The following is a 23,859-nucleotide window of genomic DNA, read 5'->3' on the forward strand; positions in this document are numbered from 1 at the left end:
ACACCGGGCCGCGCGCCCTCGTCGTCTCGCGTCAGACTGCTCGCATGCTCTTCATGGAATTCGGGCACGGCGGGCTCTCACCCGCTGAGCTCTCGGCGGCGCGCCTCGATGGCGACCTCGTGGTCGTCGGAGACGCCCACGTTCCCGCGCACGCGCTCGAGACGCCCTTCCTGCGGGCGGCGACGCTCCGCCCCGTCCTCGGCGACGACCTGATCGCGATCGGGCACAGCGCCGCCTGGGTGCACGGCGCACTCGGGCTGCCCCCGCGCGTGCATCACGTCCAGCGGGGCAGGTCGCGGACGAAGCGTCCGATCGACCATCGCGTGCGGTTCCGGGACACCGCGCTGGACGACGCGGACGTGGTGCGCATCGGCGGGGTACGGGTGTCGAGCCGGGCGCGGACGCTCGTCGAGCTCGCGCGCATCGGAGACGACGACCCGACCGGCGCGGCGGCTGCGAGGCGGATCGCCACCCCGGAGGTGACACGGGAGGCGATCGCCTGGCTGGACTCGCACCTGCGCTTCCCCGGTCGTCGACCGGCACGGCGCTTCATCGACGCCGTCATCGGCGGCGACGGAGGCGCGATGGCGCCGCTGAGCGTGCCGGAGCGCCCTACGAGGACGTGACGCGGTAGACGTCGTACACGGCGTCGATGCGGCGCACCGCGTTGAGCACGCGATCGAGGTGCACGGCGTCGCCCATCTCGAACACGAAGCGGCTGATGGCGAGGCGCTCCTTGGTCGTGGAGACGGTGGCCGAGAGGATGTTCACGTGGTGCTCGGTGAGCACCCGCGTGACGTCCGAGAGCAGTCCCGACCTGTCGAGCGCCTCGACCTGGATCTGGACCAGGAACACGCTCTTCGTGGTCGGCGCCCAGGTCACGTCGATCATCCGAGCCGGGTCGGACTCCAGCGACTTCACGTTGGTGCAGTCGGCTCGGTGCACCGAGACGCCGCTCCCGCGCGTGATGAAGCCGACGATCTCGTCACCGGGGACGGGAGTGCAGCACTTCGCGAGCTTCACCAGGATGTCGTCGGCGCCTCTCACCAGAACGCCCGAGTCGCCGCCTCGCGGACGGCGCTGGCTGACGGTCGGCGGCAGCTCGACCTGCTCGGTGGTGGTCTCCTCGCCGGTCTGGATGAGGGAGGTGACCTTCTCGAGCACCGACTGGGTGGAGACGTGGCCCTCGCCCACCGCGGCGTACAGCGCCGAGACGTCGTCGTAGTGCATGAGGTCTGCGACGTCCTGCAGCGACTCCTTCAGACGCTGCAGCGGAAGGTGATGGCGGCGCATCGCCCGGGCGATCGCGTCCTTCCCCTGCTCGATCGCCTCGTCGCGCCGCTCCTTCGTGAACCAGCCGCGGATCTTGTTGCGGGCGCGAGTGCTCTTGACGAACGCCAGCCAGTCCTGACTGGGGCTCGCGTCCGGGTTCTTGGACGTGAACACCTCGACCACGTCGCCAGAGCTCAGCGTCGACTCGAGCGGCACCAGCCGGCCGTTGACCTTGGCGCCCATGGTGCGGTGCCCGATCTCGGTGTGCACGGCGTACGCGAAGTCGACGGGCGTGGCGCCGGCGGGCAGGCCGATGACCTTGCCCTTCGGGGTGAACACGTAGACGTCCTTCGCGCCGATCTCGAAGCGCAGGGAGTCCAGGAACTCGCCCGGGTCCTTGGTCTCCGACTCCCAGTCGGAGATCCTCGCCAGCCAGGCCATGTCGGTGTCCACCGACTTCTGGTCGGGCTTGGCGCCCGCCATGCGCTCCTTGTACTTCCAGTGCGCGGCGACGCCGAACTCCGCCTGCTGGTGCATCTCCTGCGTGCGGATCTGGATCTCCACCGTGCGCCCGCCCGGCCCGATCACGGTGGTGTGCAGCGAGCGGTAGAGGTTGAACTTGGGGGTGGCGATGTAGTCCTTGAAGCGCCCGGGCAGCGGGCGCCAGCGGGCGTGGATCGAGCCGAGCACGGCATAGCAGTCGCGCACGGTGGCCACGATCACGCGGATGCCGATGAGGTCGTAGATGTCGTCGAACTCGCGGCCTCGGACGACCATCTTCTGGTACACCGAGTACAGCTGCTTGGGCCTGCCGACGACCGTTCCCCGGATCCGCAGCTCGTGCAGGTCCCGGGACACGGCGTCGATCACGCTCTGCACGTACTGCTCGCGCTGGGGCGTGCGCTGCTTCACGAGGCTGTCGATCTCGTTGTAGATCTTCGGATGCAGCACGGCGAACGAGAGGTCCTCGAGCTCCGACTTGATCGCCTGGATGCCGAGTCGATGCGCGAGCGGCGCGTAGATCTCGAGCGTCTCCGTGGCCTTCTTCTTGGCCTTCTCGGGCGGCACGAAGCCCCATGTCCGCGCGTTGTGGAGACGGTCGGCCAGCTTGATGACCAGCACCCGGATGTCCTTCGACATCGCCACGATCATCTTCCGGACGGTCTCGGCCTGGGCGCTCTCGCCGTACTTGACCTTGTCGAGCTTCGTCACGCCGTCGACCAGCAGGGCGACCTCGTCGCCGAACTCGGCACGCAGCTCGTCGAGCGGGTAGCCCGTGTCCTCGACGGTGTCGTGCAGCAGGGCAGCGGCGATCGCCCGGGGCCCGAGCCCCAGCTCGGCCAGGATCTGCGCGACCGCGAGCGGGTGGGTGATGTAAGGCTCGCCGCTCTGCCGCTTCTGCCCGCGGTGCTTCTCGTCGGCGACCGCGTACGCCCGCTCGATCACCGCCATGTCGCCGCGCGGGTGGTTCGCGCGCACGGTCGTGATGAGCCGCGTGAGGTCGACGTGCCTCGCGGCGCGGGAGAAGATCCTCGGCACGAGGCGCCGAAGGCTCGGCGTCTGGGACGTCACCTGATCGGCCATGCCGCGCCTCCTCCCCCGCTCCCCGGATACGCGTGCGGATTCGAACATCCTACGCCCGGGCGCGGCACCATCAGGCGCCGGCACGGGCCGCGAGCACCCTCTCGTCGCCCTGCCGGATGGCGGGCTCGCGCTCCCGGAAGAGCGCGTACAGCGGAGCCGCGACGAACAGCGTCGAGTAGGTCGCCACGAGGATGCCGACGAAGATCGACAGCGAGATGTCCGACAGGGTCTCGGCACCCAGCCAGAGGGAGCCGATGAACAGGATCGCCGCCACGGGCAGGGCCGCGACCACCGACGTGTTGATCGAGCGCACCAGCGTCTGGTTCACCGCGAGGTTCACCGACTCGCCGAACGTGCGACCGGTCGCCTCGGCGTCCTCCGCGGTGTTCTCTCTGATCTTGTCGAACACCACCGTGGTGTCGTACAACGAGTACGCGAGGATCGTGAGGAACCCGATCACCGCCGCCGGCGAGATCTCGAAGCCGCAGAGGGCGTAGATGCCGATCGTCACGATGAGAACGTCCAGGACGCCGACCATGGCGGCGGCCGACATCTTCCAGGTGCGGAAGTAGATGGCGAGGATCAGGAACGTCAGCGCCAGGAAGATCGCGAGGCCCCAGAGGGACTGGCGGGTGACGTCCGCGCCCCAGCTCGGTCCGATGAAGGACGCGGTCACCTCGCTGCCGTCGACCTCGTAGGCCTCCGCCAGCGCCGCGCTGACGCGCTCCGTCTCATCGGTCGTCAGCTGTGACGTCTGGACGCGGATGTCGCGCTGCCCGATCGTGGTGACCTTGGTAGTCGTGCCGGGGACGCTCTCCTCGACGGTGTCGGTCGCGACGTCCTGATCGGTCGACGCCGGCGCCGACACCACGAACTGCGAGCCGCCCGTGAACTCGACGGAGAATTCGACGCCGCGCAGGAACGGGGCGATGGACGACAGCGCGACCAGCACGATCGCGACGATGAACCACGCCCGCCGGCGGGCGATGAACGGGAAGGAGGTCTTGCCCGTGTAGAGGTCGTTGCCGAACTCGGTCATGGAGCGCATCAGGCGTTCTCCTCCTCGGCGCCGGAGGCGCTCTTGTCCGACGATGCCGCGAGCTCGGCCTGCTTCCGCTCGGCGATGGTCTGCCGCCGCTCCGCCTCGCCGCGCGACCGCTTCTGCCGTCCGGCCGCGGCGACGGGCGTCCGGAACGTGGCGCGTCCGCGGTACACGGCGCCGAGCGCCGCCGGGTCGAGCCCGGACAGCGGGTGGCCCTCGCCGAAGAAGCGCGTGCGGACGAGAAGCTGCATGACCGGGTGGGTGAACATCACGAAGATCAGCACGTCCAGCACCGTCGTGAGCCCCAGCGTGAACGCGAAGCCCTTCACGGTGGCGTCGGCCAGGATGTAGAGCACCACGGCCGCCAGCACGTTGATCGACTTCGAGATGTAGATCGTGCGCTTCGCGCGGGCCCAGCCGTCCTCGACGGCCACGGTCACGCCCTTGCCGTCACGCAGCTCGTCGCGGATGCGTTCGAAGTACACGATGAACGAGTCCGCCGTGAAGCCGATCGTCACGATCAGGCCCGCGACGCCCGCGAGCGACAGGCGGTAGCCGAGACGCCACGACAGCAGGCAGAGCAGGATGTACGTCAGCACCGCCATGACGCCGAGCGAGGCGATGATCACGAAGCCGAGCGATCGATAGCTCACCAGCACCACGAACAGGCCGACCAGGACGAGGCCGATGAGCCCCGCGATGAGCCCGCTCTGCAGCTGCTGCGATCCGAGCGTGGCGGAGATCGTGTCGGAGCTGACCACCTCGAAGCTCAGCGGCAGAGCACCGAACTTGAGCTGGTCGGCGAGCGTCTTCGAGGTGTCCTGGTCGATGCCGCCGCCGGAGATGCTCGGCTTGCCGTTGGTGATGACGGCGTCCATCGAGGGCGCCGAGATGATCGATCCGTCCAGCACGAACGCGAACTGGTTCAGCGGCGACTGCTGGCCGTAGAGCCGCTGGCTGATCTCGCCGAAGGTCTCCGTGCCCTCGCTGTCGAAGCTGAGGTTGACGCTCCAGCGGCCGTTCTGCGGGTCCATGCCGTTCGTCGCGTCGACGATCGACGACCCGTCCATCTCGACCGGGCCGAGGATGTACTTCGCCGTGCCCGACGTGTCGCAGGTGATGAGCGGCTGATCGGCCGGCGCGGACGTCGGGTCGTTGCTGTCGTCGGCGCACGAGTACGCGAGGAACTCGGCCCACAGGAGGTCGCTGACCCACGCCGGGTCCGAGCCGTTGGACGGCTCTGTCGACGGAGTGGCGTTCAGCGACGGATCGGCGGTCGGATACGGCGTCTCCTCGCCGTCGTCACCCACGAAGGTGTTCGTCGGCTCCGACGCGTAGATCACGGCGCGCAGCTCGAGCTGCGCGCTGTTCTGGATGCGCTCGCGCGTCTGCTCGTCGGCGACGCCCGGGATCTGCACGACGATGTTCTTCGATCCCTGGGTGGAGATCTCCGACTCGCCGACGCCGGACGCGTCGACGCGCTGACGCATGATGGCGACGGCCTGCGCCAGCTGCTCGGAGGACGGGTCCGCCCCCTCCGTCTGCGCTTCGAGGACGATCTGCGTGCCGCCCTGCAGGTCGAGCGCCAGCTCGGGCACCCAGGTGCCGCCCTTGAAGACGTGCACGCCGAGGGCGTTGGCGCCGAAGAGCACGGCGGTGATGACCAGCAGACCGGTGAGAACGCGCCAGGCACGGCGCGCAGGAGTGGATGTCGCCACGGACGTCAGCTTTCTGCAGCGGGAGGGGACGGAGCCGAGGCTCAGTCCTTCTTGTCGTCGCCCTTGCCGGCGCCGGGGAGCTCGTCCGTCTCGATGCCGTTGACCGTGTAGGTGCCAGGGGTCTCCGCCACGGCGTCGGCGGCCTCGTCGGCGCGGACATCCTCTTCGATGACCTCGGTCTCGTCGGTCTCGTCGACCACCGGCGCGGTCCCCTCCGGCGCGAGGTCGACGGCCTGCGTGTGCAGCTCGACGACGACGCCGTCGGCGATCTCGACCTTGGCGGGCTGCGACAGGTCGTCCTTGTCGTAGGCGACGAGGGTGCCGAACAGTCCGGAGCGGGTCATGACACGCGCTCCCGGAACCAGCTTCTCGGCCTTCAGCGCCTGCTCGTCGCGCATCTTCTGCTGGCGTCGGCGCGAGCTGAAGAACATCCAGACGAGCAGCGCGACGAGGACGACAAGCAGGAGGATGTTCGGATCCATGGGGCGGGGAGTGCCTTTCGCGTATGCGCACGCGCCGGCGTCGGCGCGAATCGGGGAAGCGGGCGGATGACGCCCAGACCTTCAGCGATTATAGGTCATCGATTTTCAGCGTCCCGTCCGCGTGGGCGACTCCCAGATGGGCGTACGCCTCGGGCGTCGCGACGCGCCCTCGGGGCGTACGCCCCATGAAGCCGATGCGGACGAGATACGGCTCGACGACGCTCTCGACGGTGTCCGGTTCCTCGCCCACGGCGACCGCGAGAGTCGACAGCCCCACCGGACCGCCGCGGAATCGCCGCACCAGCGCTTCGAGCACCGCGCGGTCGAGGCGGTCGAGGCCGATCTCGTCAACGTCGTACAGCTCGAGCGCGGCACGCACCTCGCGCACCTCGGCGGCCGCGCCCCCCGCGTGGACGAGCGCGTAGTCGCGTACCCGCCGCAGCAGCCGGTTCGCGATGCGCGGGGTGCCCCGAGAACGCCGCGCGATCTCTGCGCGCTGCTCGGCGCCGAGCGCGACGCCGAGCACGGCCGCGGACCGCTCGACCACACGCTCGAGCTCGCCGCTCTCGTAGTACTCGAGGTGAGCGGTGAACCCGAAGCGGTCGCGGAGCGGGTTGGGCAGCAGCCCCGATCGCGTGGTCGCGCCGACGAGCGTGAACGGCGCGAGATCGAGCGGGATGCTGGTGGCTCCCGCTCCCTTGCCGACCATGATGTCGATCCGGAAGTCCTCCATGGCGAGGTACAGCATCTCCTCCGCCGAACGCGCCATCCGGTGGATCTCGTCGATGAAGAGCACCTCGCCGGGGGTCAGGCTCGACAGGAGCGCCGCGAGGTCGCCTGCGTGCTGGATGGCGGGGCCGCTGGAGAGCCGCAGCGGCCGCTCGCTCTCCTGGGCGACGATCATCGCGAGAGTGGTCTTGCCGAGGCCGGGAGGGCCCGCCAGCAGGATGTGATCGGCGGGACGCTGCTGGATCCTCGCGGCGTCCAGCAGCAGCTGCAGCTGCCCGCGCACCTTGTGCTGCCCGACGAACTCGGCGAGCGTCGCGGGACGCAGAGCTCCCTCCACGGCCAGCTCGCCCTCGTCGAGCGCGTCCTCCGACGTCACCGGCATGTCGTCAGCCACGCGGCGCGCCCTGCTTCGCCGGGCCGAGGAGGGCGAGCGTCAGCCGCAGGAGGGCCTGCACCGACGCGCGATCGGCATCGGATGCCGCTTCCGCCGCCTGCGCGACCGCGTCGCCCGCGACCCGCTCGGGCCAGCCGAGCCCGGCCACCGCCTGGACGACGCGCGCCACGACGTCCGTCGGCGCCTTCTCCGGGGCGCTGTTCTCCGCCGGCGGCGCGAGCCTTCCCTGCAGCTGGACGACGATCAGCTTGGCCGTCTTGGGGCCGATGCCGGACACCTTGCGGAACGGCTTGTCGTCGTCTTCGGCGACGGCGGCCGCGATCTGGTCGACGGTCAGGGCCGAGAGCACGCCGAGCGCCGACTTCGGGCCCACTCCGGAGACGGAGAGCATCGCTCCGAACACGTCCAGCTCGGCGCGGTCCGCGAAGCCGAACAGCGACAGGGCGTCCTCACGCACGATCAGGCTGGTGTGCAGCAGCAGCGTCTCGCCCACGTGCGCGGTGCGCGCGACGTCCGGCGGGACGGCGACCGAGAAGCCGACTCCCCCGACCTCGACGATCACGCTGTCGGTGCCGGCGTGCAGGACCGTGCCGCGCAGGGAGGAGATCATGCGTCCAGCCTAGGGCGGCGGTTCGCACCTATGTTCGAGCGACACGCGACCGGCGGGAGCGCTTCTCAGCCTCGGCCCACGCTCGCTGGGCCGGGGTGAGCGCCGTGTCGGCCCCGTGGGCCTGTGCCGAGACGCCGCCGCGCCACGCATGGGTGAGCGCGAGCGCGAGCGCGTCGGCGGCGTCGGCGGGCTGGGGCAGCGTGTCGAGTCGGAGCACGCGCTGGACCATGGCCTGCACCTGCCGCTTGTCGGCCGCCCCGTAGCCGGTCACCGCGGCCTTCACCTCGGAGGGTGTGTGCGTCGCCGCGGGGATGCCCCGCTCAGCGGCCAGCATGAGCGCCACGCCGCTCGCCTGTGCCGTTCCGGTGACGGAGTGGAGGTTGTGCTGTGCGAACACCCGCTCCACCGCGACGACGTGAGGCTCGTGCGCCTCCAGCACCTCGCGGATGCCTGCGGCGATGGCGGCGAGCCGCTCGGCGATCGGCAGCTCGTGAGAGGTCCGCACGACGCCCACGTGCACGAGTGTGGCCGTTCGATCCCGCGCGACGTCGACGACTCCGACGCCGCAGCGGGTCAGTCCCGGATCGATGCCGAGGACGCGCAAGGGGCTCACCCGCTCAGCGTAGGCGGACCCGCCGCGATCGCGACGACGAAGCGCCGTCGGCCCACGACCTCGGCGATCAGCCCCGCAGCCTGGCGGCGTCGCGGCGATACATCGCGGCGTGGGCGACGAAGTCCTCGCGCCCGGTCACAGCAGCCCGGCCCTCGGTGTAGGACGCGAGCTCCTGCAGACGTTCCGCTGCCATGGCGCGCACCTCGTCCGCCGACCATCGCATGCCGTACGCGGCGACCAGCTCCCCGGCCCGCTCGTCCGCCGAGCCGAACCGTGCAGCGTCGAAGCCTTGCGCGTCCTCGGCGAACGGCGCCATCCGGTACGCGAGGTACGAGACATCCCACAATCGCGGTCCCGGCGCGGCGAAGTCGAAGTCGATCGCTCCGCTCAGCTCGCCGTCCTGGACGAGCAGGTTGTAGGGGGCGAAGTCGTTGTGGCACACCACCTCCGCGAGCTCCCGCGGAGGCAGGCGCCACGTGAGGCCTGCCGCGGCGAGCGGCGTGGCCGCGTCGTGGATCCGGCGCAGCAGGCGGGCCGCCGCGCGCAGCACTTCGCGCGACCAGAGCACGTTCGGATCGGCCTCGGCCAGGACCGCTCCCGGCACGAAGCTCAGGATCTCCCTGTGCCGGCCGTCGACGCCCCGCACCCGCGGCACACCCGGGACGTCGGCGTCCTCGCACAGCCGGAGGAGCCTGTGCACAGCCGGAGTCCAGCGACCCGTCGCACGTCGGACGGTGTCGCCGACGCGCACGACCGGTGCGGTATTGCCCCCGCTGAGCATCTCCTCGTCGGCGCTCGGCATCGTCCTACGCTAGTCGCACGCCGCACGCGAGGACTCCGCGACGGCGGGGCGGACCGACGAGCGACGGCGCCCGAAGACGGCGGCGCCCCATCCGGATGACCGGGTGGGGCGCCGCCGTCGGGCAAGGCTCAGTCCTCGTCGTCGTCCTCGAGCTCGGCCTGCACCTCCGGGGTCAGATCGATGTTCGTGAACACGTTCTGCACGTCGTCGCTGTCCTCGAGAGCGTCGATCAGCTTGAAGACCTTGCGTGCGGCGTCGGCGTCGACGGGCACCTTGACGTTCGCGACGAACTCGGCGTCCGCCGACTCGTACTCGATCCCGGCGTCCTGCAGCGCGGTGCGGACCGACACGAGGTCGCTCGCCTCGGTGACGATCTCGAAGCCCGCGGGGTGGGGCTCGACCTCGAGAGCGCCCGCCTCGAGCGCGGCGAGCATGACGTCGTCCTCGGTGGTGCCCTCGCCCGAGGCGACGATGACGCCCTTGCGTTCGAAGTTGAAGGACACGCTGCCCGGGTCGGCCATGTTGCCGCCGTTGCGCGTCACGGCCGTGCGCACCTCCGCCGCCGCACGGTTCTTGTTGTCCGTCAGACACTCGATGAGCATCGCGACGCCACCGGGCGCGTAGCACTCGTACATGATCGTCGTGTAGTCGACCGACTCGCCGCCGATGCCCGCACCGCGCTTGATCGCGCGGTCGATGTTGTCCTTCGGCACCGACGTCTTCTTGGCCTTCAGCACGGCGTCGAACAGCGTGGGGTTGCCGGCCTGGTCGGCGCCGCCGAGCTTGGCCGCGACCTCGATGTTCTTGATCAGCTTGGCCCACGACTTGGCACGCCTGGCGTCGATGACCGCCTTCTTGTGCTTGGTCGTTGCCCACTTGGAATGACCTGACATGACTCTCCCGCTCTGCCGACATCGGCTCGGCGCTCGCGCACCGGGCCACGGGACATTCTACGAGACGGAGGCCGCCCGCCTCACTCGCTGATGTAGACGGGGGTGCCGGGGGGCAGGTCGGCGAGCCGCGCGGTGGCCTCGGCCGGCACCCGGAGGCATCCGTTCGAGATGGGCCCGCTGCGCTGATCGTGGTAGTGGAAAGCGGTGACCGCCACCGACTGCCCGCCGAAGCCGGCGAGGGTCGGCGACTGCACGGAGAGGTACACGAGCGGGTTGCCCCGCGTGTACGCGAACTCCTCCACGACGTCGGTGAACATCAGGAAGGAGCGACCGAGCGGCGTGGGCGTCTCGGCGGTGCCCCAGGCGAGATCGTCGGCGATCAGCTCCTCGTCGCCGCCCTCCGTCACGATGCGCACGGTGCGGTCCGAGATGTCCACCTCGACGCGCTGCGTGGCGGCGCTCAGCGTCACGTCGGACACCCTGATCCACCCCGACAGCTGCGAGGGGTCGCCGTCTCCCGGCAGTCCCTGCCGCCCGGCGAGGAGCACCCGCACCCAGTGGTCCTGACGCTCGACGACCGGCACCACGGTGCCGCCGTACGTCTGCGTCTGCGGCAGCTGCGCCACCGGCTCGCCCCGGGGGTCGGCGAACACGGGCGCGGCCGCGGCGGCCGGCTGCGCCAGCAGCGGTTCGAGCGCGGCGAACGGCTCGTCGTCGACGGGCAGCTCGGGCACGACCGCGAACACGTCCACCGCCGGCAGGCCGCTCAGGTCGTACGCGCGCGTGTTCTCGGGGAAGCCTGTCGGCGTCGGTGTCGGGGTCGGCGTGGGCGCAGCGGCCGGAGTCTGCGCGCCCACCGCGCGCGCGGGGCCGGCCTGCGCATCGGACGGCGGCGCGAGCAGCGCGACGGCCGCCCAGGCCGCGACGGCCACCAGCACCGCCGCGCCGACGACGAGTGCGACGCGCGGCAGGGCCCGCCTCGAGAGACCTGTGCCGCCGTTCACGATCCCAGTGCACCACAGCGACCGCCGCAGCGCACGGCAGGTGGGAGGATCGAGGGATGAAGATCCTCTCGATCCAGTCGGCGGTGGCGTACGGGCACGTGGGCAACTCCGCGGCGGTGTTCCCCCTGCAGCGCATCGGCGTCGAGGTCCTGCCGGTATACACGGTGAACTTCTCGAACCACACCGGCTACGGCGCTTGGCGCGGGCCGCTGATCGCCCCCGAGGACGTCCGCGAGGTCATCGCCGGCATCGAGGAGCGCGGCGCGTTCCCCGGCATCGACGCAGTGCTGTCCGGCTACCAGGGCGGAGAGGGAATCGCGGACGTCATCGTCGACACGGTCGCGCGGGTCAAGGAGGCGAACCCGGGCGCGATCTACGCCTGCGATCCGGTCATGGGCAACGCGAAGTCGGGTTGCTTCGTGGCACCCGCGATCCCCGACCTGCTGCGCGACAAGGTCGTCCCCGTCGCCGACGTCATCACTCCGAACCAGTTCGAGCTCGGCTACCTCACGGGAACGTCGCCGCTCGATCTCGACTCGACGCTGGCGTCGATCGATCTCGCCCGCGCGATGGGGCCCGCCACCGTGCTGGTCACGAGCGTCGAGCGCCCCGACCGCCCGGAGGGGACGATCGAGATGCTCGCCGCCGACGAGCACGGCGCCTGGCTCGTGACGACGCCGCAGCTGCCGTTCAAGGCGAACGGATCGGGCGACGTCACCGCCGCGCTCTTCACTGCTCATTACCGCTCGACGGGGTCCGCCGCCGACGCCCTGGCGCGGACGGCCTCCAGCGTCTTCGGCCTGCTGGAGCAGACCCTCGCCTCCGGGGAGCGCGAGCTGCAGCTGGTCGAGTCGCAAGAGCACTACGCGAACCCGCGCATGGAGTTCACCACGCGCCGGGTCCGCTGAGTCGGTCTCAGCCGGCGGGATACAGCTCGTCGTAGGCCGCCTGCCACTGCGGGTGATCCGCCTCGCAGATGAACGACGTGCCGAAGACGGCGATGCTGAGCATGCTCGCCTCGATCTGGTCGGCCTGGTCCGGCGCCGCGTCCACCTGGCCCTGGATCAGCGGTGACGTGGCGACGTGCGTCTGCACCGTGGTCGTGTCGACCTCGTGACCGTTCAGGATCGAGGTCTCGCACGCGTCGAGAGCGAGGGCGAGGGAGATCCCCTCCGCCTGCTCGGACCAGGTGCCGCCCTGCGACTCGACCCACGCCTGCTGCTCGTCGATGAACGCGATCTGCTCCGGAGTGCGGGCCACCGGCAGCGATCCGTCGAGCGGCTGCTGCTGGTCCACGAAGAACTGCTCGCGCTCCTCGAACGACGCGCCGATCTCTCCGCCCTCGGTCTCCTCGGGCGCCGGCGTGGTCGGCCCCGCGGCGGGCGTGGACTCGCTCGTGGTCGGTGCGGGGGCGGGGGCCGGAGCCGCCTCCGGCTGCGCCAGGAGCGAGACCAGCCAGATGCCGAGGATCACCAGGCCCGCCAGCAGCACGACTGCGCCGGCGATGATCCCGATCAGGAGGCCCTTGCGCGACGCCGGGCGCGCAGCGGGCGGCGTCGTTCCCGCGGCGGCGACAGCGTCCTCGCCCTCCGGCTGCGTCGCCGTGGCTACTCCGGCCTGCGGGTCGTCGCCTCGCGGAGCGCGGTGCTCCGTCCACTGAGAGCCGTCCCACCAGCGCAGTCCACCGGCGCCGTCGTCGTACCAGCCTGCGGGCGTCCCGCCCTGCCCCTGTCCATCGGTCATCGTCGTCGCCTCCCCTGTCGGCCGCCGTGGCCGTGCGGGCCCAGCCTAGCCATACCTCCGCGGCCGGCCTGCTCGGCGCGAGGCCACCTTCGCCAGGAATCGCCGGTGGAAGCGGGTCTCCCCCGTGGCCTCCGGATGGAACGCCGTGCCGAGCAGCGCGCCCTGCTCGACGGCGACGACGCCACCGCCGGGAAGCGCCGCGAGCGGCCGCGCCATGCCGGCCTCGATGACGAGGGGGGCTCGGATGAAGACCGCATGCACCGGGGGCGCGCCGAGAGCCGGAACGTCCAGCGCGGTCTCGAACGACTCCGCCTGCCCGCCGAAGGCGTTGCGCCGCACGGTCACGTCGAGTCCGCCGAAGGTCTGCTGCCCCGGGGCTCCGTCGATCATCCGGTCGGCGAGCAGGATCAGTCCGGCGCAGGTGCCGTAGACCGGGAGTCCGCCGGCGATCGCCTCGCGGATCGGCTCGCGCATGCCGAACGCACGGCTGAGCCTGTCGATCGCGGTCGACTCGCCACCCGGCAGGACGAGCCCGTCGACGGCGGCCAGCTCCACGGCGCGACGCACGAGCACGACGTCCGCGCCGAGTTCCTCCAGCACCCGCGCGTGCTCCCGCACGTCGCCCTGCATCGCGAGAATGCCGATGCGGGCTCGCGCGCTCACCAGCCCCGCTCGGCGAGGCGATGGGGCGCGGGCAGGTCTGCGACGTTGATGCCGACCATCGCCTCGCCCAGTCCCCGCGAGACCTCTGCGATCACCTGAGGGTCGTCGTGGAAGGTCGTCGCCTTCACGATCGCCGCGGCCCGCTTGGCGGGCTCGCCCGACTTGAAGACGCCGGATCCCACGAAGACGCCGTCCGCGCCGAGCTGCATCATCATCGCGGCGTCCGCCGGGGTCGCGACGCCGCCGGCCGTGAACAGCACGACGGGCAGCGTCCCCGTCTCCGCGACCTCCGCCACCAGCTCGTACGGCGCCTGCAGCTCTTTCGCCGCCACGTAGAGCTCGTCCCGGGTCATCGATCGCAGGGCGTTGATCTCGCCGGTGATCCTGCGGATGTGCTTCGTGGCCTCCGAGACGTCTCCGGTGCCGGCCTCTCCCTTCGAGCGGATCATCGCCGCGCCCTCGTTGATGCGCCGCAGCGCCTCACCGAGGTTCGTCGCGCCGCACACGAACGGCACCGTGAACGCCTGCTTGTCGATGTGGTTGACGTAGTCGGCCGGCGAGAGCACCTCCGACTCGTCGATGTAGTCCACGCCGAGCGCCTGCAGCACCTGCGCCTCGACGAAGTGGCCGATGCGCGCCTTCGCCATGACGGGGATGGAGACCGCGGCGATGATGCCGTCGATCATGTCGGGGTCGCTCATGCGGGAGACGCCGCCCTCTGCCCGGATGTCCGCGGGCACCCGCTCGAGCGCCATCACGGCGACGGCGCCGGCGTCCTCGGCGATGCGGGCCTGCTCGGGCGTGACGACGTCCATGATGACGCCGCCCTTGAGCATCTCGGCGAGCCCCCGCTTCACGCGTCCGGTGCCGGTCCGTGTCGAATCACTGATGGCGGTGGTCATCGCCCTCGTCCTCTCCTCGCATCCTCCGCGCTTCGCGACGCGAGGATTGGCCTAGGCCAGTTCATCGGCCTAGGCCAAAAGCTAGCACGCCCGCGGCATACACTCTTCGGGATGGCCGAGCCGACGCGACGAGACGAGACGAACGGGATCGCGGGACGCACCGCCGCCGACATCGCCGACAGCGTGCGTGCACTGCTGGACGAGGGCGCGCTGCGTCCTGGAGACGCGCTCCCGTCCGTGCGCGCCCTCGCCGATCACCTGGGCGTGAACCGCAACACGGCCGTCGCTGCGTACGGCCTGCTCAGCCGCTCGGGTCTCGTGGTCGCCGGCGGACGCGCCGGCACCAGGGTCGCGTCACCTGCCCGCGTCGCGAGCGAGGGATATGCCACCGGCACGGCCCTGCGCGACGTCGGCGCCGGCAACCCCGACCCGGCGCTCATCCCGGACCCGTCGCGCCTGCTGCCGTCGATCGCCGGTCGCCCCGCGCTCTACGGCGAGCCCGTGATCGACAGCGACCTCGACGCCTGGGCACGTGCATGGATGGCGAGCGACGTCGCGCCCGACGAGCTGAGCCTGACCCTCACGGGCGGGGCCGTCGACGCTGTCGAGCGACTTCTGGCGCAGGCGCTCACGCGAGACGACGCCGTGGCGCTGGAGGACCCCTGCTGGCTGGCGAGCATCCACACGGTGCGCCTGGCGGGCTACCGCGCCGTCCCCGTGCCCGTCGACCACGAGGGGATGACGGTGGACGGGCTGCGCGCAGCGCTGGATCAGGGCGTCCGGGCGATCGTGTGCACGCCCCGTGCCCAGAACCCGACGGGCGCGAGCCTGACCGAGCGTCGCGCCGCGAGCCTGCGCGCCGTGCTCGCTGACCACCCCCACGTGCTCGTCATCGAGGACGACCACTACTCCCTCCTGTCGCAGCGGCCCTTCCTGTCGATCGTCGGCCCGCACCACCGCCGGTGGGCGCTGGTGCGCTCGGTGTCGAAGTTCCTCGGGCCCGACATGAGCCTGGCGTTCACCGCCTCGGATCCGCAGACCGCCGAGCGTCTGGCGATGCGCCTCAGCCCGGGCACGACGTGGGTGAGCCACCTGCTGCAGCGGCTCACGCACGCCCTGCTCACGGATCGCGAGACCCGCGGGGTCATCGCACGGGCGGGGCTCCACTACGCCGCCCGCAACGAGGCCTTCGCCGCCCGACTCGCCGTCCACGGCGTGGACGCCGTCCCGGGCGACGGGCTGAGCCTCTGGGTGCCCGTGGCCGCCCCCGCCCGAGAGGTGGCCGCGCGGCTCGAGGACCGTGGCTGGCTCGCCCGCACCGGCGACGAGTTCGTGCTCGGCGCGTCGTCGGCCCCGGGCGCGCACCTCCGCCTCACCGTGCACGACCTCGCCGATGCCGACGCCGAGGCGCTCGCGGCCGACGTCGCCGCGTCGAGCGGACCGACCCGCTGACCGATCGGAGCTGAAGCCCCCGGCGCGAGCGGAAGCCGCATGCCCGGTCAGGCCGGCCACGCCTCCGAGATCGCCCGCCGGACGTCGCCGAGCAGCTGCGGCAGCGCCTTGGTCCGCGCGATGATCGGGAAGAAGTTCGCGTCGCTGGCCCACCGCGGCACGACGTGCTGGTGCAGGTGCTCCTCGACGCCCGCTCCCGCCACGTGCCCCTGGTTCATCCCGATGTTGAACCCGTCGCACCTCGACGTCTCGCGCAGCACGCGCATCGCGGTCTGGGTGAGCGCCGCGATCTCCGCCGCCTCTGCGTCGGTCGCCTCGTCGTACAGGCCGATGTGCCGGTAGGGGCACACCAGCAGATGGCCCGAGTTGTACGGGAACAGGTTGAGCAGCACGAACGCGTGCTCTCCCCGATGCACGATGAGGCCGGTCTCGTCGTCCTTGCCGGGCGCGGCGCAGAACGGGCAGCCCGACCCGCGGTTCACGTCGGCGCCCGCGTTGATGTACGCCATGCGGTGCGGAGTCCACAGACGCTGGAACGCGTCGGGCACCGCGGCGAAGTCCGCCGCGTCCTCGAGCCCCGTCTCGTCGGGCCGAGGGCCGTCCGTCACGCCAGGTCCTCCGCCGTCTGCACCAGGGCATGCGATCCGACGGCGCCGCTCACGAGCGCGACGGCCTCGTCGAGAGGCACCCCGTTGCGCTGCGAGCCGTCGCGGAACCGGAACGAGACGGTGCCCGCCGCGCGGTCCTGCTCGCCGGCGATCAGCAGCAGCGGCACCTTCGAGGTGGTGTGCGTGCGGATCTTCTTCTGCATCCGGTCGTCCGAGTGGTCGACCTCCGCCCGCACACCCGCGGCGCGAAGCTGCCCGATCGCGTCGTCGAGATAGTCGCCGAACTCGTCGGCCACCGGGATCCCCACGACCTGCACCGGCGCGAGCCACAGCGGGAAGTCGCCCGCATAGTGCTCGAGGAGGATCGCGAAGAACCGCTCGATCGATCCGAACAGCGCTCGGTGGATCATGATCGGGCGCTTCTTCTCGCCGTCGCGGTCCGTGAACTCCAGGTCGAACCGCTCGGGCAGGTTGAAGTCGAGCTGCACGGTCGACAGCTGCCAGGAACGCCCGATCGCGTCGGTCACCTTGAGGTCGATCTTCGGACCGTAGAACGCCGCCTCGCCCGGCTCCTCGATCAGCTGGAGACCGGTCGCGAGCGCGACGCGTCGGAGGGCGTCGGTCGCGGTCTCCCACACCTCTTCGTCGCCGATCCACTTGGCCTTCTCGTCGTCGCGCATCGAGAGCTCGAGCCGGAAGTCGGTCAGCCCGAAGTCCTTGAGCAGCGACAGCACGAACTCGAGCACCTTGGTGGTCTCGGTCTCGAGCTGCTCCGGGGTCACGAACAGGTGCGCGTCGTCCTGGGTGAACCCGCGCACCCGCGTCAGGCCGTGCAGCGCGCCCGACAGCTCGTTGCGATACACCGTGCCGTTCTCCGCGAGCCGGAGGGGCAGGTCGCGGTAGCTGCGACCGCGCTCCTTGTAGATCAGGATGTGCATGGGGCAGTTCATCGGCTTCAGGTAGTAGTCGACGCCCTGCTTGGTGACGTTGCCGTCCTCGTCCCGCTCCTCGTCCATCCGGATCGGCGGCCAGATGCCGTCGGCGTAGGTCACGAGGTGGTTGGAGGTCACGAAGAGGTCCTTCTTCGTGATGTGCGGCGTGTAGACGTAGCTGTACCCCTCGGCGATGTGCCGGCGTCGCGCGTGCTGCTCCATCTCGCCGCGGACGAGTCCGCCCTTCGGGTGCCAGACCGACAGGCCCGAGCCGATCTCGTCGGGGAACGAGAACAGGTCGAGCTCGCGGCCGAGCTTGCGGTGATCGCGCCGCGCGGCCTCCTGCAGGCGCTCCTGGTACGCACGGAGGTCGTCCTTCGTCGCCCAGGCGGTGCCGTAGATGCGCTGCAGCTGCGGGTTCTTCTCGCTGCCTCGCCAGTACGCACCGGCGATGCGCAGGATGTCCCAGCCGTTGCCCACGAAGCGCGTCGTCGGCACGTGCGGCCCGCGGCAGAGGTCCTTCCAGATCGTCTCGCCGGAGCGTGCGTCGACGTTGTCGTAGATCGTCAGCTCGCCTGCGCCGACCTCGACGCCGGCGCCCTCGGCGGCCTCCTTCGTGCCGCCCTTGAGGCCGATCAGCTCCAGCTTGAAGGGCTCGTCGGAGAGCTCCGCGCGTGCTTCGTCATCGGTGACGACGCGGCGCTGGAAGCGCTGCCCGTCCTTGACGATCCGCTGCATCTCCTTCTTGATCGATTTCAGGTCGTCCGGAGTGAAGGGCTCGTCGACGCCGAAGTCGTAGTAGAAGCCGTCGGTGATGAAGGGGCCGATGCCGAGACGGGCCTCGGGTCGGAGGCGCTGCACGGCCTGCGCGAGCACGTGGGCCGTCGAGTGCCGCAGGATGTCGAGGCCCTCGGGGCTGTCGACGGTGACCGGCTCGACCGTCTGCGACGGTGTCCCATCAGAAGCGAGGGTGACCTCGGTGGCGAGGTCCTTCAGCTCACCGTCGACGCGGATGGCGACGACGTTCTTCTCGGGGTGCAGATCGAATCCGGTGGTCACCCGATCATCCTATTGCGCGCCGGCCGGGCGAACCGTTCGCACGGCGGCGCGCGAGGCGGCGAGGCGTCCGGGCTAGCGAACGCGCGTCGCGCGGTCGGTGGCCGAGAAACGCTGCTCGCCGAGCACCGACAGAAGCCGCAGCTTCTCCCACCCCTCGCTGCGGGGCGGTGCGGTCAGCACGAGCAGCACCTGCGACTGATCCTCGGTGAAGAGCACCTGGCAGTCGACCTCGACGTCCCCCAGCTCGGGGTGCACCAGCACCTTGTGGTCCTCGTACCGACGGGCGACCTCGTGGCGGTCCCAGATCGTGGCGAACTCCTCGCTCCGCTGACGCAGCAGTCGCACCAGCTCGCCTGCGCGCGAGCGCTCCCCCATGGCGCCGTACGCGACCCGGAGGTTGGACACGAGGGCGCGGGCATGCCGCGGTCGATCCGCCTCGGGGTAGACCTCCCGCGAGCCGGGCGTGACGAACCAGCGGTACACGTCGCTGCGTGCCCAGCCCGTACGCGCCGAGTGATCGCCGAACAGCGCCGTCCCGAGTCGGTTGGACACGAGCGTCTCCCCCAGGCTCGACAGGATCACCGCAGGGGTGTCGTCGAGACGGTCGAGCACCCTCAGCAGCGCCGGAGCCACGTGGGTGCCGGCGTCGAACCGATCGGGCGCCGGGTGCCCTGCCACGCGGAACAGGTAGTCCCGCTCATCGCCGCTGAGGCGCAGGGCGCGCGCCAGCGCCTGCAGCATCTGCGGGCTGGGCTGCGGTCCGCGAGCCTGCTCGAGACGCGTGTAGTAGTCGACGGACATGCCGGTGAGCTGCGCGACCTCCTCGCGGCGCAGACCGGGCGCGCGGCGGCGGGCGCCGCCCGACAGCCCGACGTCGCCCGGCTGCAGCTCGGCGCGTCGCCGGCGCAGGAAGTCTGCGAGTTCGGAACGCTCCACGGTTCCATCATGCGCGCGCGGCGCGTGCCGTGCCAGGGATCGCCGATCCCCCGATCCGCGGGTCTCTTCCGCGCCTTGGACGGCGGGCGGAGGCTGGGGCCATGGACATCACACACGACACCGTCTTCATCCCAGGAGCCACGAGCGGCATCGGGCTCGCCCTCGCCCTGCGCCTGCAGGCCCGAGGCGCCACCGTCGTCATCGGCGGGCGACGCCAGGAGCTGCTGGACTCCCTGGCCGCACAGCACGGCTTCGGCGCGGTGCGGATCGACACCGCGGACCCGGAGAGCATCCGGGAGGCGTCGGCCAACGTCATCCGCCGCTGGCCCGAGGTGAACGCCGTCGTCCTCATGGCGGGCATCATGGTCACCGAGGACTGGCGCTCCCCCGAGTTCCTCGCCACCGCCGAGCGCATCGTCGAGACCAACGTCCTCGGCCCGATCCGGCTGATCGCCGCGTTCGTCGAGCATCTCCAGAGCCGGCCGGATGCGACGATCGTCACCGTCTCCAGCGGGCTCGCGTCCGTACCGCTGCGTCCCACTCCGACCTACAACGGCAGCAAGGCCTTCATCCACATGCTCAGCGAGTCGCTGCGTCTGCAGTTCGCCGGCACGAGCGTGCGCGTCACGGAGCTCGTGCCGCCGGCGGTGCGCACGGCGCTCATGCCCGGGCAGGAGGAGGCGCCGAACGCCCTGCCTCTCGACGACTTCGCCGACGAGGTCATGGCGATCCTCGAGGCCGACCCCGAGGCGCACGAGGTGCTCGTGGAGCGCGTGAAGTTCCTCCGCTTCGCCGAGGTCCGCGGCGAGTACGACGAGGTCGTGCAGATTCTCAACGCCTCCGACCCGCACGCGGCGGCAGACTGAAGGCGCCGCGGGCCGTCACTCCGTGGGCAGCGGTCGACCGAACATCTGGGCGGTCGCTCGCGCGGAGGGCGTGCCCGCGTCCAGGTCCGCGCCGGCCGCCAGCAGCACCCTCACGACGTCGTCATGCTGCTTGAAGACGGCGCCCGCGAGCGGCGTCTGACCCCGATCGTTGATGCGATCAGCGTCCGCGCCCCGCTGGAGCAGTCCCGCGACGGCGTCCGCATGCCCGTGGTACGCCGCGAGCATCAGCAGAGTGTTGCCCTGGGCGTCGGTGAGCTCCACGGGCACTCCCGCATCGAGCTGATCGAGAAGGAGCGCGGTGCTCCCCTCGCGAGCCCAGTCGAACAGGCGGTGCGCGAGCTCGATGGCGTCGGCCGAGATGTCGTCCGTCATGCCTTCCAGTCAACCACCTGCGCCCGCCCCGGCACGACGAAACCCCCGGCCTCGGCCGGGGGTTCTGTTTTCTGGAGCGGATGACGAGACTCGAACTCGCGACCCTCACCTTGGCAAGGTGATGCGCTACCAACTGCGCTACATCCGCATGAGACGGATCGTCGGATCCGGCTCGTGCGCGATACTGGGATCGAACCAGTGACCTCTTCCGTGTCAGGGAAGCGCGCTACCGCTGCGCCAATCGCGCTCATCAAGAGCTGTTCAGTTATGTCGAGGTGGCGACGGGATTCGAACCCGTGTAAACGGCTTTGCAGGCCGGTGCCTAGCCACTCGGCCACGCCACCACGGGGATGAGACCCGCATGCCGAGATCCTCACGGACCTCTGCACTCGAGCGGATGACGAGACTCGAACTCGCGACCCTCACCTTGGCAAGGTGATGCGCTACCAACTGCGCTACATCCGCATCGCACCCGATCGCGTCGGGCACTTGTTACACATTAGCCGACGTCGGCGCCGGAGCCAAACCACGACCCGCCTCCGGGCGTGTCCCCACCGGGGCATGGAAAGGGCGGCTTTCCCGTTGTCAAGCCGGTGCGACGGACGGCGCCGTCGCGTACGGTCTGCGCCATGGGCACCGAAGACGAGATGACTCCCGAAGAGAAGCGGCACGACCAGCTGACCACCGCCCCCGACGCCACGGAGGACGACGCGCGACCGCGCATCGTCGTCTCCGACCACGACGGTGCGAAGCGCATCGACATCGCGGACGACTCGCCCGTCCGTCCGGGTGATCCCACCAAGGAGCCGGACGACGAGTGACGCGACTCGACGAGAAAGGCCCCCGGAGATCTCCGGGGGCCTTCTTCGTCTGTGGGCGATACCAGACTCGAACTGATGACCTCTTCCGTGTGAAGGAAGCGCGCTACCAACTGCGCCAATCGCCCATGGTGTTCACTTGTCTCGGCCTTGCGAGCCGAGAACCGATACTACCCGATCCCGGGCCACGCGCCGAACCGGCGGGCACAGCGGGCGTGGCGCCCGCGTGGTCAGTGCTCGAACGACCATCCGTACCGTGCACGGAGCGCGTCCGCGACGCGAGCGAAGCGCGCGGGGTCGAGGGCCGCGGCCTCGCGTCGCATGCCGTCGACGTGCACGCTGTACAGCTGGTCCAGGTCGACCCAGGACGGGCGTCCGGCGGAGTCCCACGCGCCGGTGCCGAGCGAGAGGAACTCGCGGTCGCCGTCCTTCGGCTTGCTGGTCAGCTTCACCGCGTAGACGCGCTCCGTCCCCTGCCGTGCGATCACGAGCACGGGTCGGTCCTTGCCGCGTCCGTCGTTCTCCGCGTACGGCACCCAGGTCCAGACGACCTCGCCGGCGTCCGGGGCACCGTCGCCCTCGGGCGCGTAGGAGACCCGCAGTCCCGGCACGCTGTCCGGCCGCACCTCGACGGTGTCGACGCCTCCGGGCAGCACACGGGTCTCCGCTGCCGGTACGTCGCGGCGCCCCGGCCCGGGCTCGCGTCGACGGAGCGTTGCGCGCCGCCGGCGGGGCTCGGCCTCCAGCCGCCGAGGCCTCCCGACGGCGGACGACACCGCGTCGAGGGCGAGCCTCACGAAGGTCCCCACGATGCCCTGCCGCGCCATGCGTCGAGCCTAGCCGCAGAGGACGCACCGGCCCCGCTCACGCAGACCGAGGGGCGCCCCGGCCGAAGCCGGAGCGCCCCTCGGTGTCTCGGGTGGGGATGCGAGACCGCACCGTCCGATCACTCGGCCAGTGCGTAGCCCTTCTCGCCGTGCACGACGGTGTCGACGCCGGCGATCTCGTCCTCGTTCTTCACGCGGAATCCGATCGTCTTCTCGATCGCGAAGCCGACGACGAGCGCGATCACGAACGAGTACACCGCGACCGCGAGCGCGCTGACGGTCTGCAGGACCAGCTGGGACAGGTCGCCGGTGTAGAACAGTCCGGCGTCGGTGGCGGCGAATCCGAGGAAGATCGTGCCGATCAGGCCTGCGACGAGGTGGATGCCCACCACGTCGAGCGAGTCGTCGTAGCCGAGCTTCCACTTGAGCTCGATCGCGAGGGCGGCGACCGCACCGGCGATGAGACCGAGGATGAGCGCCCAGCCCGGGGTCAGGTTGCCGGCCGACGGGGTGATCGCGACGAGGCCGGCCACGGCGCCCGAGGCGGCACCGACGGAGGTGGCCTTGCCGTCCTTGAGCTTCTCGACGATCAGCCATCCGAGCACCGCCGCCGCGGGGGCGCCGATGGTGTTCAGGAAGCTGAGGCCGAGGCCCTCCTGGTCGCCGGACAGGCCCGTGTTGAACCCGAACCATCCGAACCACAGGATCGAGGCGCCGAGGACGACGAACGGCACGTTGTGGGGCTGGTGGATGCCCTTCTGGAAGCCGATGCGCTTGCCGAGCACGAGGGCGAGCGCGAGCGCCGCGGCTCCCGCGTTGATGTGGACCGCCGTGCCTCCGGCGAGGTCGATCACGGCGTAGTCGCCGATCGTCCACGACTGGATCCAGCCGCCGCCCCAGACCCAGCCGGCGACGGGGAAGTACGACAGCGTCGCCCAGATGCCGGCGAACAGCAGCCACGACCCGAACTTGGCGCGGTCGGCGATCGCGCCGGAGATCAGCGCCACCGTGATGATCGCGAACGTCGAGCCGAACGCGACGTCGATCAGGTCGATGCCCTCGGCCGTCAGGCCGAAGCCGGCGAAGGGGTTGCCGGCGAAGCCGGGGATGAGGACGGCCGCGCCGTCGAAGTACACGCCGTCGCCGCCGGCGCCGGTGTAGATCATGTAGCCGTAGAGGATCCAGAGCACGCCGATGAGGGCGATCGATCCGAAGCTCATCATGATCATGCTGATGACGCTCTTGGCCTTGACGAGTCCGCCGTAGAAGAACGCGAGGCCAGGGGTCATGAACAGCACGAGCGCGGCGCTGGCCACGATCCAGATGCTTGACGGGGTGAGTTCCATCACTACCTCTCATGTGTTGGATTGCAGGTCCGTCCGGTGTGACCGCATGCGGATCCGCCATTCGGGTGCGCCAAGTCTCGTGGCGACCCGTTACCCGTCTGGTGCTCGGCGTGTTTCGGCGCAGTTACGCGACACCCGCCCACGTAAACATCGCGTTACCGAAGCGTGCGA

At 70.7% G+C, this 23,859-nt stretch carries 24 protein-coding genes and 5 tRNA genes; 5 read left to right on the forward strand and 24 right to left on the reverse strand.

The features are described from left to right. Positions 1 to 44: 44 nt before the first annotated feature. Positions 45 to 626: a type IV toxin-antitoxin system AbiEi family antitoxin gene (locus K5S26_RS09400; protein WP_221857709.1), complete on the forward strand. Its 582-nt coding sequence runs from the start codon at positions 45 to 47 to the stop codon at positions 624 to 626. Here K5S26_RS09400 and K5S26_RS09405 read toward each other — a convergent pair. The 10 genes from K5S26_RS09405 to K5S26_RS09450 form a co-directional block, all read right to left on the reverse strand. Then, entirely contained in the window at positions 613 to 2,856 is a 2,244-nt protein-coding gene (locus K5S26_RS09405) for a RelA/SpoT family protein (protein ID WP_221857710.1), read from the reverse strand. The two genes, K5S26_RS09400 and K5S26_RS09405, sit on opposite strands and share 14 nt — an antisense overlap. Positions 2,857 to 2,926: 70 nt before the next feature. After that, complete coding sequence (gene secF / locus K5S26_RS09410; protein ID WP_221857711.1) at positions 2,927 to 3,904, reverse strand: protein translocase subunit SecF; 978 nt, start codon at positions 3,902 to 3,904, stop codon at positions 2,927 to 2,929. After that, the gene (secD, locus tag K5S26_RS09415; RefSeq protein WP_221857712.1) at positions 3,904 to 5,616 is read right to left on the reverse strand and encodes a protein translocase subunit SecD; all 1,713 of its coding nucleotides are present in this window, start codon (positions 5,614 to 5,616) and stop codon (positions 3,904 to 3,906) included. Before secD ends, secF begins: the two co-directional genes overlap by 1 nt. Before the next feature lie 41 nt (positions 5,617 to 5,657). Next, positions 5,658 to 6,098: a preprotein translocase subunit YajC gene (locus tag K5S26_RS09420; RefSeq protein ID WP_221857713.1), complete on the reverse strand. Its 441-nt coding sequence runs from the start codon at positions 6,096 to 6,098 to the stop codon at positions 5,658 to 5,660. Between the two features lie 88 nt (positions 6,099 to 6,186). After that, entirely contained in the window at positions 6,187 to 7,209 is a 1,023-nt protein-coding gene (ruvB, locus tag K5S26_RS09425) for a Holliday junction branch migration DNA helicase RuvB (RefSeq protein ID WP_221857767.1), read from the reverse strand. 4 nt (positions 7,210 to 7,213) lie between these two features. Further along, positions 7,214 to 7,831, reverse strand: coding sequence for a Holliday junction branch migration protein RuvA (ruvA, locus tag K5S26_RS09430; RefSeq protein ID WP_221857714.1), 618 nt, complete (start codon positions 7,829 to 7,831; stop codon positions 7,214 to 7,216). A gap of 28 nt (positions 7,832 to 7,859) precedes the next feature. Beyond that, on the reverse strand, positions 7,860 to 8,444 hold the full coding sequence (gene ruvC / locus K5S26_RS09435; RefSeq protein ID WP_221857715.1) for a crossover junction endodeoxyribonuclease RuvC: 585 nt from the start codon (positions 8,442 to 8,444) through the stop codon (positions 7,860 to 7,862). A 67-nt stretch (positions 8,445 to 8,511) separates the two neighbouring features. Continuing rightward, positions 8,512 to 9,246 (reverse strand): phosphotransferase, encoded by a 735-nt coding sequence (locus tag K5S26_RS09440; RefSeq protein ID WP_221857716.1) that lies wholly within the window; start codon positions 9,244 to 9,246, stop codon positions 8,512 to 8,514. Positions 9,247 to 9,374: 128 nt separating this feature from the next. Beyond that, positions 9,375 to 10,139 carry a YebC/PmpR family DNA-binding transcriptional regulator gene (locus K5S26_RS09445; protein ID WP_221857717.1) on the reverse strand — a complete coding sequence of 255 codons (765 nt, stop codon included), beginning with the start codon at positions 10,137 to 10,139 and terminating at the stop codon, positions 9,375 to 9,377. Between the two features lie 80 nt (positions 10,140 to 10,219). Then, positions 10,220 to 11,143, reverse strand: coding sequence for a L,D-transpeptidase (locus tag K5S26_RS09450; RefSeq protein ID WP_221857718.1), 924 nt, complete (start codon positions 11,141 to 11,143; stop codon positions 10,220 to 10,222). Between the two features lie 56 nt (positions 11,144 to 11,199). On the opposite strand from K5S26_RS09450, the gene pdxY reads away from it, so the two are divergent. After that, positions 11,200 to 12,051, forward strand: a complete 852-nt coding sequence (gene pdxY, locus K5S26_RS09455) for a pyridoxal kinase PdxY (protein ID WP_221857719.1) — start codon at positions 11,200 to 11,202, stop codon at positions 12,049 to 12,051. Positions 12,052 to 12,058: 7 nt separating this feature from the next. Here the strand turns inward: pdxY and K5S26_RS18725 are convergent, their stop codons facing one another. The 3 genes from K5S26_RS18725 to pdxS are packed head-to-tail and all read right to left on the reverse strand — an operon-like array spanning position 12,059 to position 14,451. Beyond that, positions 12,059 to 12,886, reverse strand: a complete 828-nt coding sequence (locus tag K5S26_RS18725) for a DUF2510 domain-containing protein (RefSeq protein ID WP_246603789.1) — start codon at positions 12,884 to 12,886, stop codon at positions 12,059 to 12,061. A 45-nt stretch (positions 12,887 to 12,931) separates the two neighbouring features. Beyond that, on the reverse strand, positions 12,932 to 13,552 hold the full coding sequence (pdxT, locus tag K5S26_RS09465) for a pyridoxal 5'-phosphate synthase glutaminase subunit PdxT (protein ID WP_221857768.1): 621 nt from the start codon (positions 13,550 to 13,552) through the stop codon (positions 12,932 to 12,934). Then, complete coding sequence (gene pdxS / locus K5S26_RS09470) at positions 13,546 to 14,451, reverse strand: pyridoxal 5'-phosphate synthase lyase subunit PdxS (protein WP_221857720.1); 906 nt, start codon at positions 14,449 to 14,451, stop codon at positions 13,546 to 13,548. Before pdxS ends, pdxT begins: the two co-directional genes overlap by 7 nt. Before the next feature lie 111 nt (positions 14,452 to 14,562). Between pdxS and K5S26_RS09475 the strand changes: the two genes are divergently transcribed. Then, complete coding sequence (locus K5S26_RS09475) at positions 14,563 to 15,903, forward strand: aminotransferase class I/II-fold pyridoxal phosphate-dependent enzyme (RefSeq protein ID WP_221857721.1); 1,341 nt, start codon at positions 14,563 to 14,565, stop codon at positions 15,901 to 15,903. Positions 15,904 to 15,950: 47 nt separating this feature from the next. On the opposite strand, the gene K5S26_RS09480 is transcribed toward K5S26_RS09475, so the two are convergent. The 3 genes from K5S26_RS09480 to K5S26_RS09490 all read right to left on the reverse strand — a co-directional run bounded on the left by K5S26_RS09480 (position 15,951) and on the right by K5S26_RS09490 (position 19,438). Further along, entirely contained in the window at positions 15,951 to 16,511 is a 561-nt protein-coding gene (locus K5S26_RS09480) for an HIT family protein (protein WP_221857722.1), read from the reverse strand. Then, positions 16,508 to 18,502 (reverse strand): threonine--tRNA ligase, encoded by a 1,995-nt coding sequence (gene thrS, locus K5S26_RS09485; protein WP_221857723.1) that lies wholly within the window; start codon positions 18,500 to 18,502, stop codon positions 16,508 to 16,510. The genes K5S26_RS09480 and thrS overlap by 4 nt, the downstream gene beginning before the upstream one ends. A gap of 72 nt (positions 18,503 to 18,574) precedes the next feature. Continuing rightward, positions 18,575 to 19,438, reverse strand: a complete 864-nt coding sequence (locus K5S26_RS09490) for a helix-turn-helix transcriptional regulator (RefSeq protein ID WP_221857724.1) — start codon at positions 19,436 to 19,438, stop codon at positions 18,575 to 18,577. Between the two features lie 101 nt (positions 19,439 to 19,539). Between K5S26_RS09490 and K5S26_RS09495 the strand changes: the two genes are divergently transcribed. Beyond that, positions 19,540 to 20,304, forward strand: a complete 765-nt coding sequence (locus K5S26_RS09495; protein ID WP_221857725.1) for an SDR family oxidoreductase — start codon at positions 19,540 to 19,542, stop codon at positions 20,302 to 20,304. A gap of 15 nt (positions 20,305 to 20,319) precedes the next feature. Here K5S26_RS09495 and K5S26_RS09500 read toward each other — a convergent pair whose 3' ends face one another. The 5 genes from K5S26_RS09500 to K5S26_RS09520 all read right to left on the reverse strand — a co-directional run bounded on the left by K5S26_RS09500 (position 20,320) and on the right by K5S26_RS09520 (position 21,162). Further along, on the reverse strand, positions 20,320 to 20,697 hold the full coding sequence (locus K5S26_RS09500) for an ankyrin repeat domain-containing protein (RefSeq protein ID WP_221857726.1): 378 nt from the start codon (positions 20,695 to 20,697) through the stop codon (positions 20,320 to 20,322). A 72-nt stretch (positions 20,698 to 20,769) separates the two neighbouring features. Next, positions 20,770 to 20,845: transfer RNA gene (locus K5S26_RS09505), tRNA-Gly, on the reverse strand. A 27-nt stretch (positions 20,846 to 20,872) separates the two neighbouring features. Next, positions 20,873 to 20,944 (reverse strand) — tRNA-Val (locus K5S26_RS09510). Between the two features lie 26 nt (positions 20,945 to 20,970). After that, a tRNA-Cys gene (locus K5S26_RS09515) sits at positions 20,971 to 21,041 on the reverse strand. A gap of 48 nt (positions 21,042 to 21,089) precedes the next feature. Beyond that, positions 21,090 to 21,162: transfer RNA gene (locus K5S26_RS09520), tRNA-Gly, on the reverse strand. A gap of 164 nt (positions 21,163 to 21,326) precedes the next feature. Between K5S26_RS09520 and K5S26_RS09525 the strand changes: the two genes are divergently transcribed. Further along, positions 21,327 to 21,518, forward strand: a complete 192-nt coding sequence (locus K5S26_RS09525; RefSeq protein WP_221857727.1) for a multidrug transporter — start codon at positions 21,327 to 21,329, stop codon at positions 21,516 to 21,518. A gap of 52 nt (positions 21,519 to 21,570) precedes the next feature. Here K5S26_RS09525 and K5S26_RS09530 read toward each other — a convergent pair. The 3 genes from K5S26_RS09530 to K5S26_RS09540 form a co-directional block, all read right to left on the reverse strand. Next, positions 21,571 to 21,643 (reverse strand) — tRNA-Val (locus K5S26_RS09530). A 102-nt stretch (positions 21,644 to 21,745) separates the two neighbouring features. Further along, positions 21,746 to 22,342 carry a type II toxin-antitoxin system PemK/MazF family toxin gene (locus K5S26_RS09535; RefSeq protein ID WP_221857728.1) on the reverse strand — a complete coding sequence of 199 codons (597 nt, stop codon included), beginning with the start codon at positions 22,340 to 22,342 and terminating at the stop codon, positions 21,746 to 21,748. A gap of 119 nt (positions 22,343 to 22,461) precedes the next feature. Then, positions 22,462 to 23,688 carry an ammonium transporter gene (locus K5S26_RS09540; protein WP_221857729.1) on the reverse strand — a complete coding sequence of 409 codons (1,227 nt, stop codon included), beginning with the start codon at positions 23,686 to 23,688 and terminating at the stop codon, positions 22,462 to 22,464. Positions 23,689 to 23,859 lie beyond the last annotated feature (171 nt).

This window comes from Microbacterium marinilacus (genome assembly GCF_019753765.1).
GTDB lineage: Bacteria > Actinomycetota > Actinomycetes > Actinomycetales > Microbacteriaceae > Microbacterium > Microbacterium marinilacus.

Bases quoted from the DNA above. Each gene is read 5' to 3' on its own strand.
- K5S26_RS09475 (WP_221857721.1), top strand. From the start codon at position 14,563: ATGGCCGAGCCGACGCGACGAGACGAGACGAACGGGATCGCGGGACGC.
- ruvA (WP_221857714.1), bottom strand. From the start codon at position 7,831: ATGATCTCCTCCCTGCGCGGCACGGTCCTGCACGCCGGCACCGACAGC.
- pdxS (WP_221857720.1), bottom strand. From the start codon at position 14,451: ATGACCACCGCCATCAGTGATTCGACACGGACCGGCACCGGACGCGTG.
- K5S26_RS09525 (WP_221857727.1), top strand. From the start codon at position 21,327: ATGGGCACCGAAGACGAGATGACTCCCGAAGAGAAGCGGCACGACCAG.
- secF (WP_221857711.1), bottom strand. From the start codon at position 3,904: ATGCGCTCCATGACCGAGTTCGGCAACGACCTCTACACGGGCAAGACC.
- K5S26_RS09420 (WP_221857713.1), bottom strand. From the start codon at position 6,098: ATGGATCCGAACATCCTCCTGCTTGTCGTCCTCGTCGCGCTGCTCGTC.
- K5S26_RS09535 (WP_221857728.1), bottom strand. From the start codon at position 22,342: ATGGCGCGGCAGGGCATCGTGGGGACCTTCGTGAGGCTCGCCCTCGAC.
- K5S26_RS09540 (WP_221857729.1), bottom strand. From the start codon at position 23,688: ATGGAACTCACCCCGTCAAGCATCTGGATCGTGGCCAGCGCCGCGCTC.
- K5S26_RS09445 (WP_221857717.1), bottom strand. From the start codon at position 10,139: ATGTCAGGTCATTCCAAGTGGGCAACGACCAAGCACAAGAAGGCGGTC.
- K5S26_RS09400 (WP_221857709.1), top strand. From the start codon at position 45: ATGCTCTTCATGGAATTCGGGCACGGCGGGCTCTCACCCGCTGAGCTC.
- K5S26_RS18725 (WP_246603789.1), bottom strand. From the start codon at position 12,886: ATGACCGATGGACAGGGGCAGGGCGGGACGCCCGCAGGCTGGTACGAC.
- ruvB (WP_221857767.1), bottom strand. From the start codon at position 7,209: ATGCCGGTGACGTCGGAGGACGCGCTCGACGAGGGCGAGCTGGCCGTG.
- pdxY (WP_221857719.1), top strand. From the start codon at position 11,200: ATGAAGATCCTCTCGATCCAGTCGGCGGTGGCGTACGGGCACGTGGGC.
- K5S26_RS09495 (WP_221857725.1), top strand. From the start codon at position 19,540: ATGGACATCACACACGACACCGTCTTCATCCCAGGAGCCACGAGCGGC.
- K5S26_RS09500 (WP_221857726.1), bottom strand. From the start codon at position 20,697: ATGACGGACGACATCTCGGCCGACGCCATCGAGCTCGCGCACCGCCTG.
- K5S26_RS09405 (WP_221857710.1), bottom strand. From the start codon at position 2,856: ATGGCCGATCAGGTGACGTCCCAGACGCCGAGCCTTCGGCGCCTCGTG.
- K5S26_RS09440 (WP_221857716.1), bottom strand. From the start codon at position 9,246: ATGCCGAGCGCCGACGAGGAGATGCTCAGCGGGGGCAATACCGCACCG.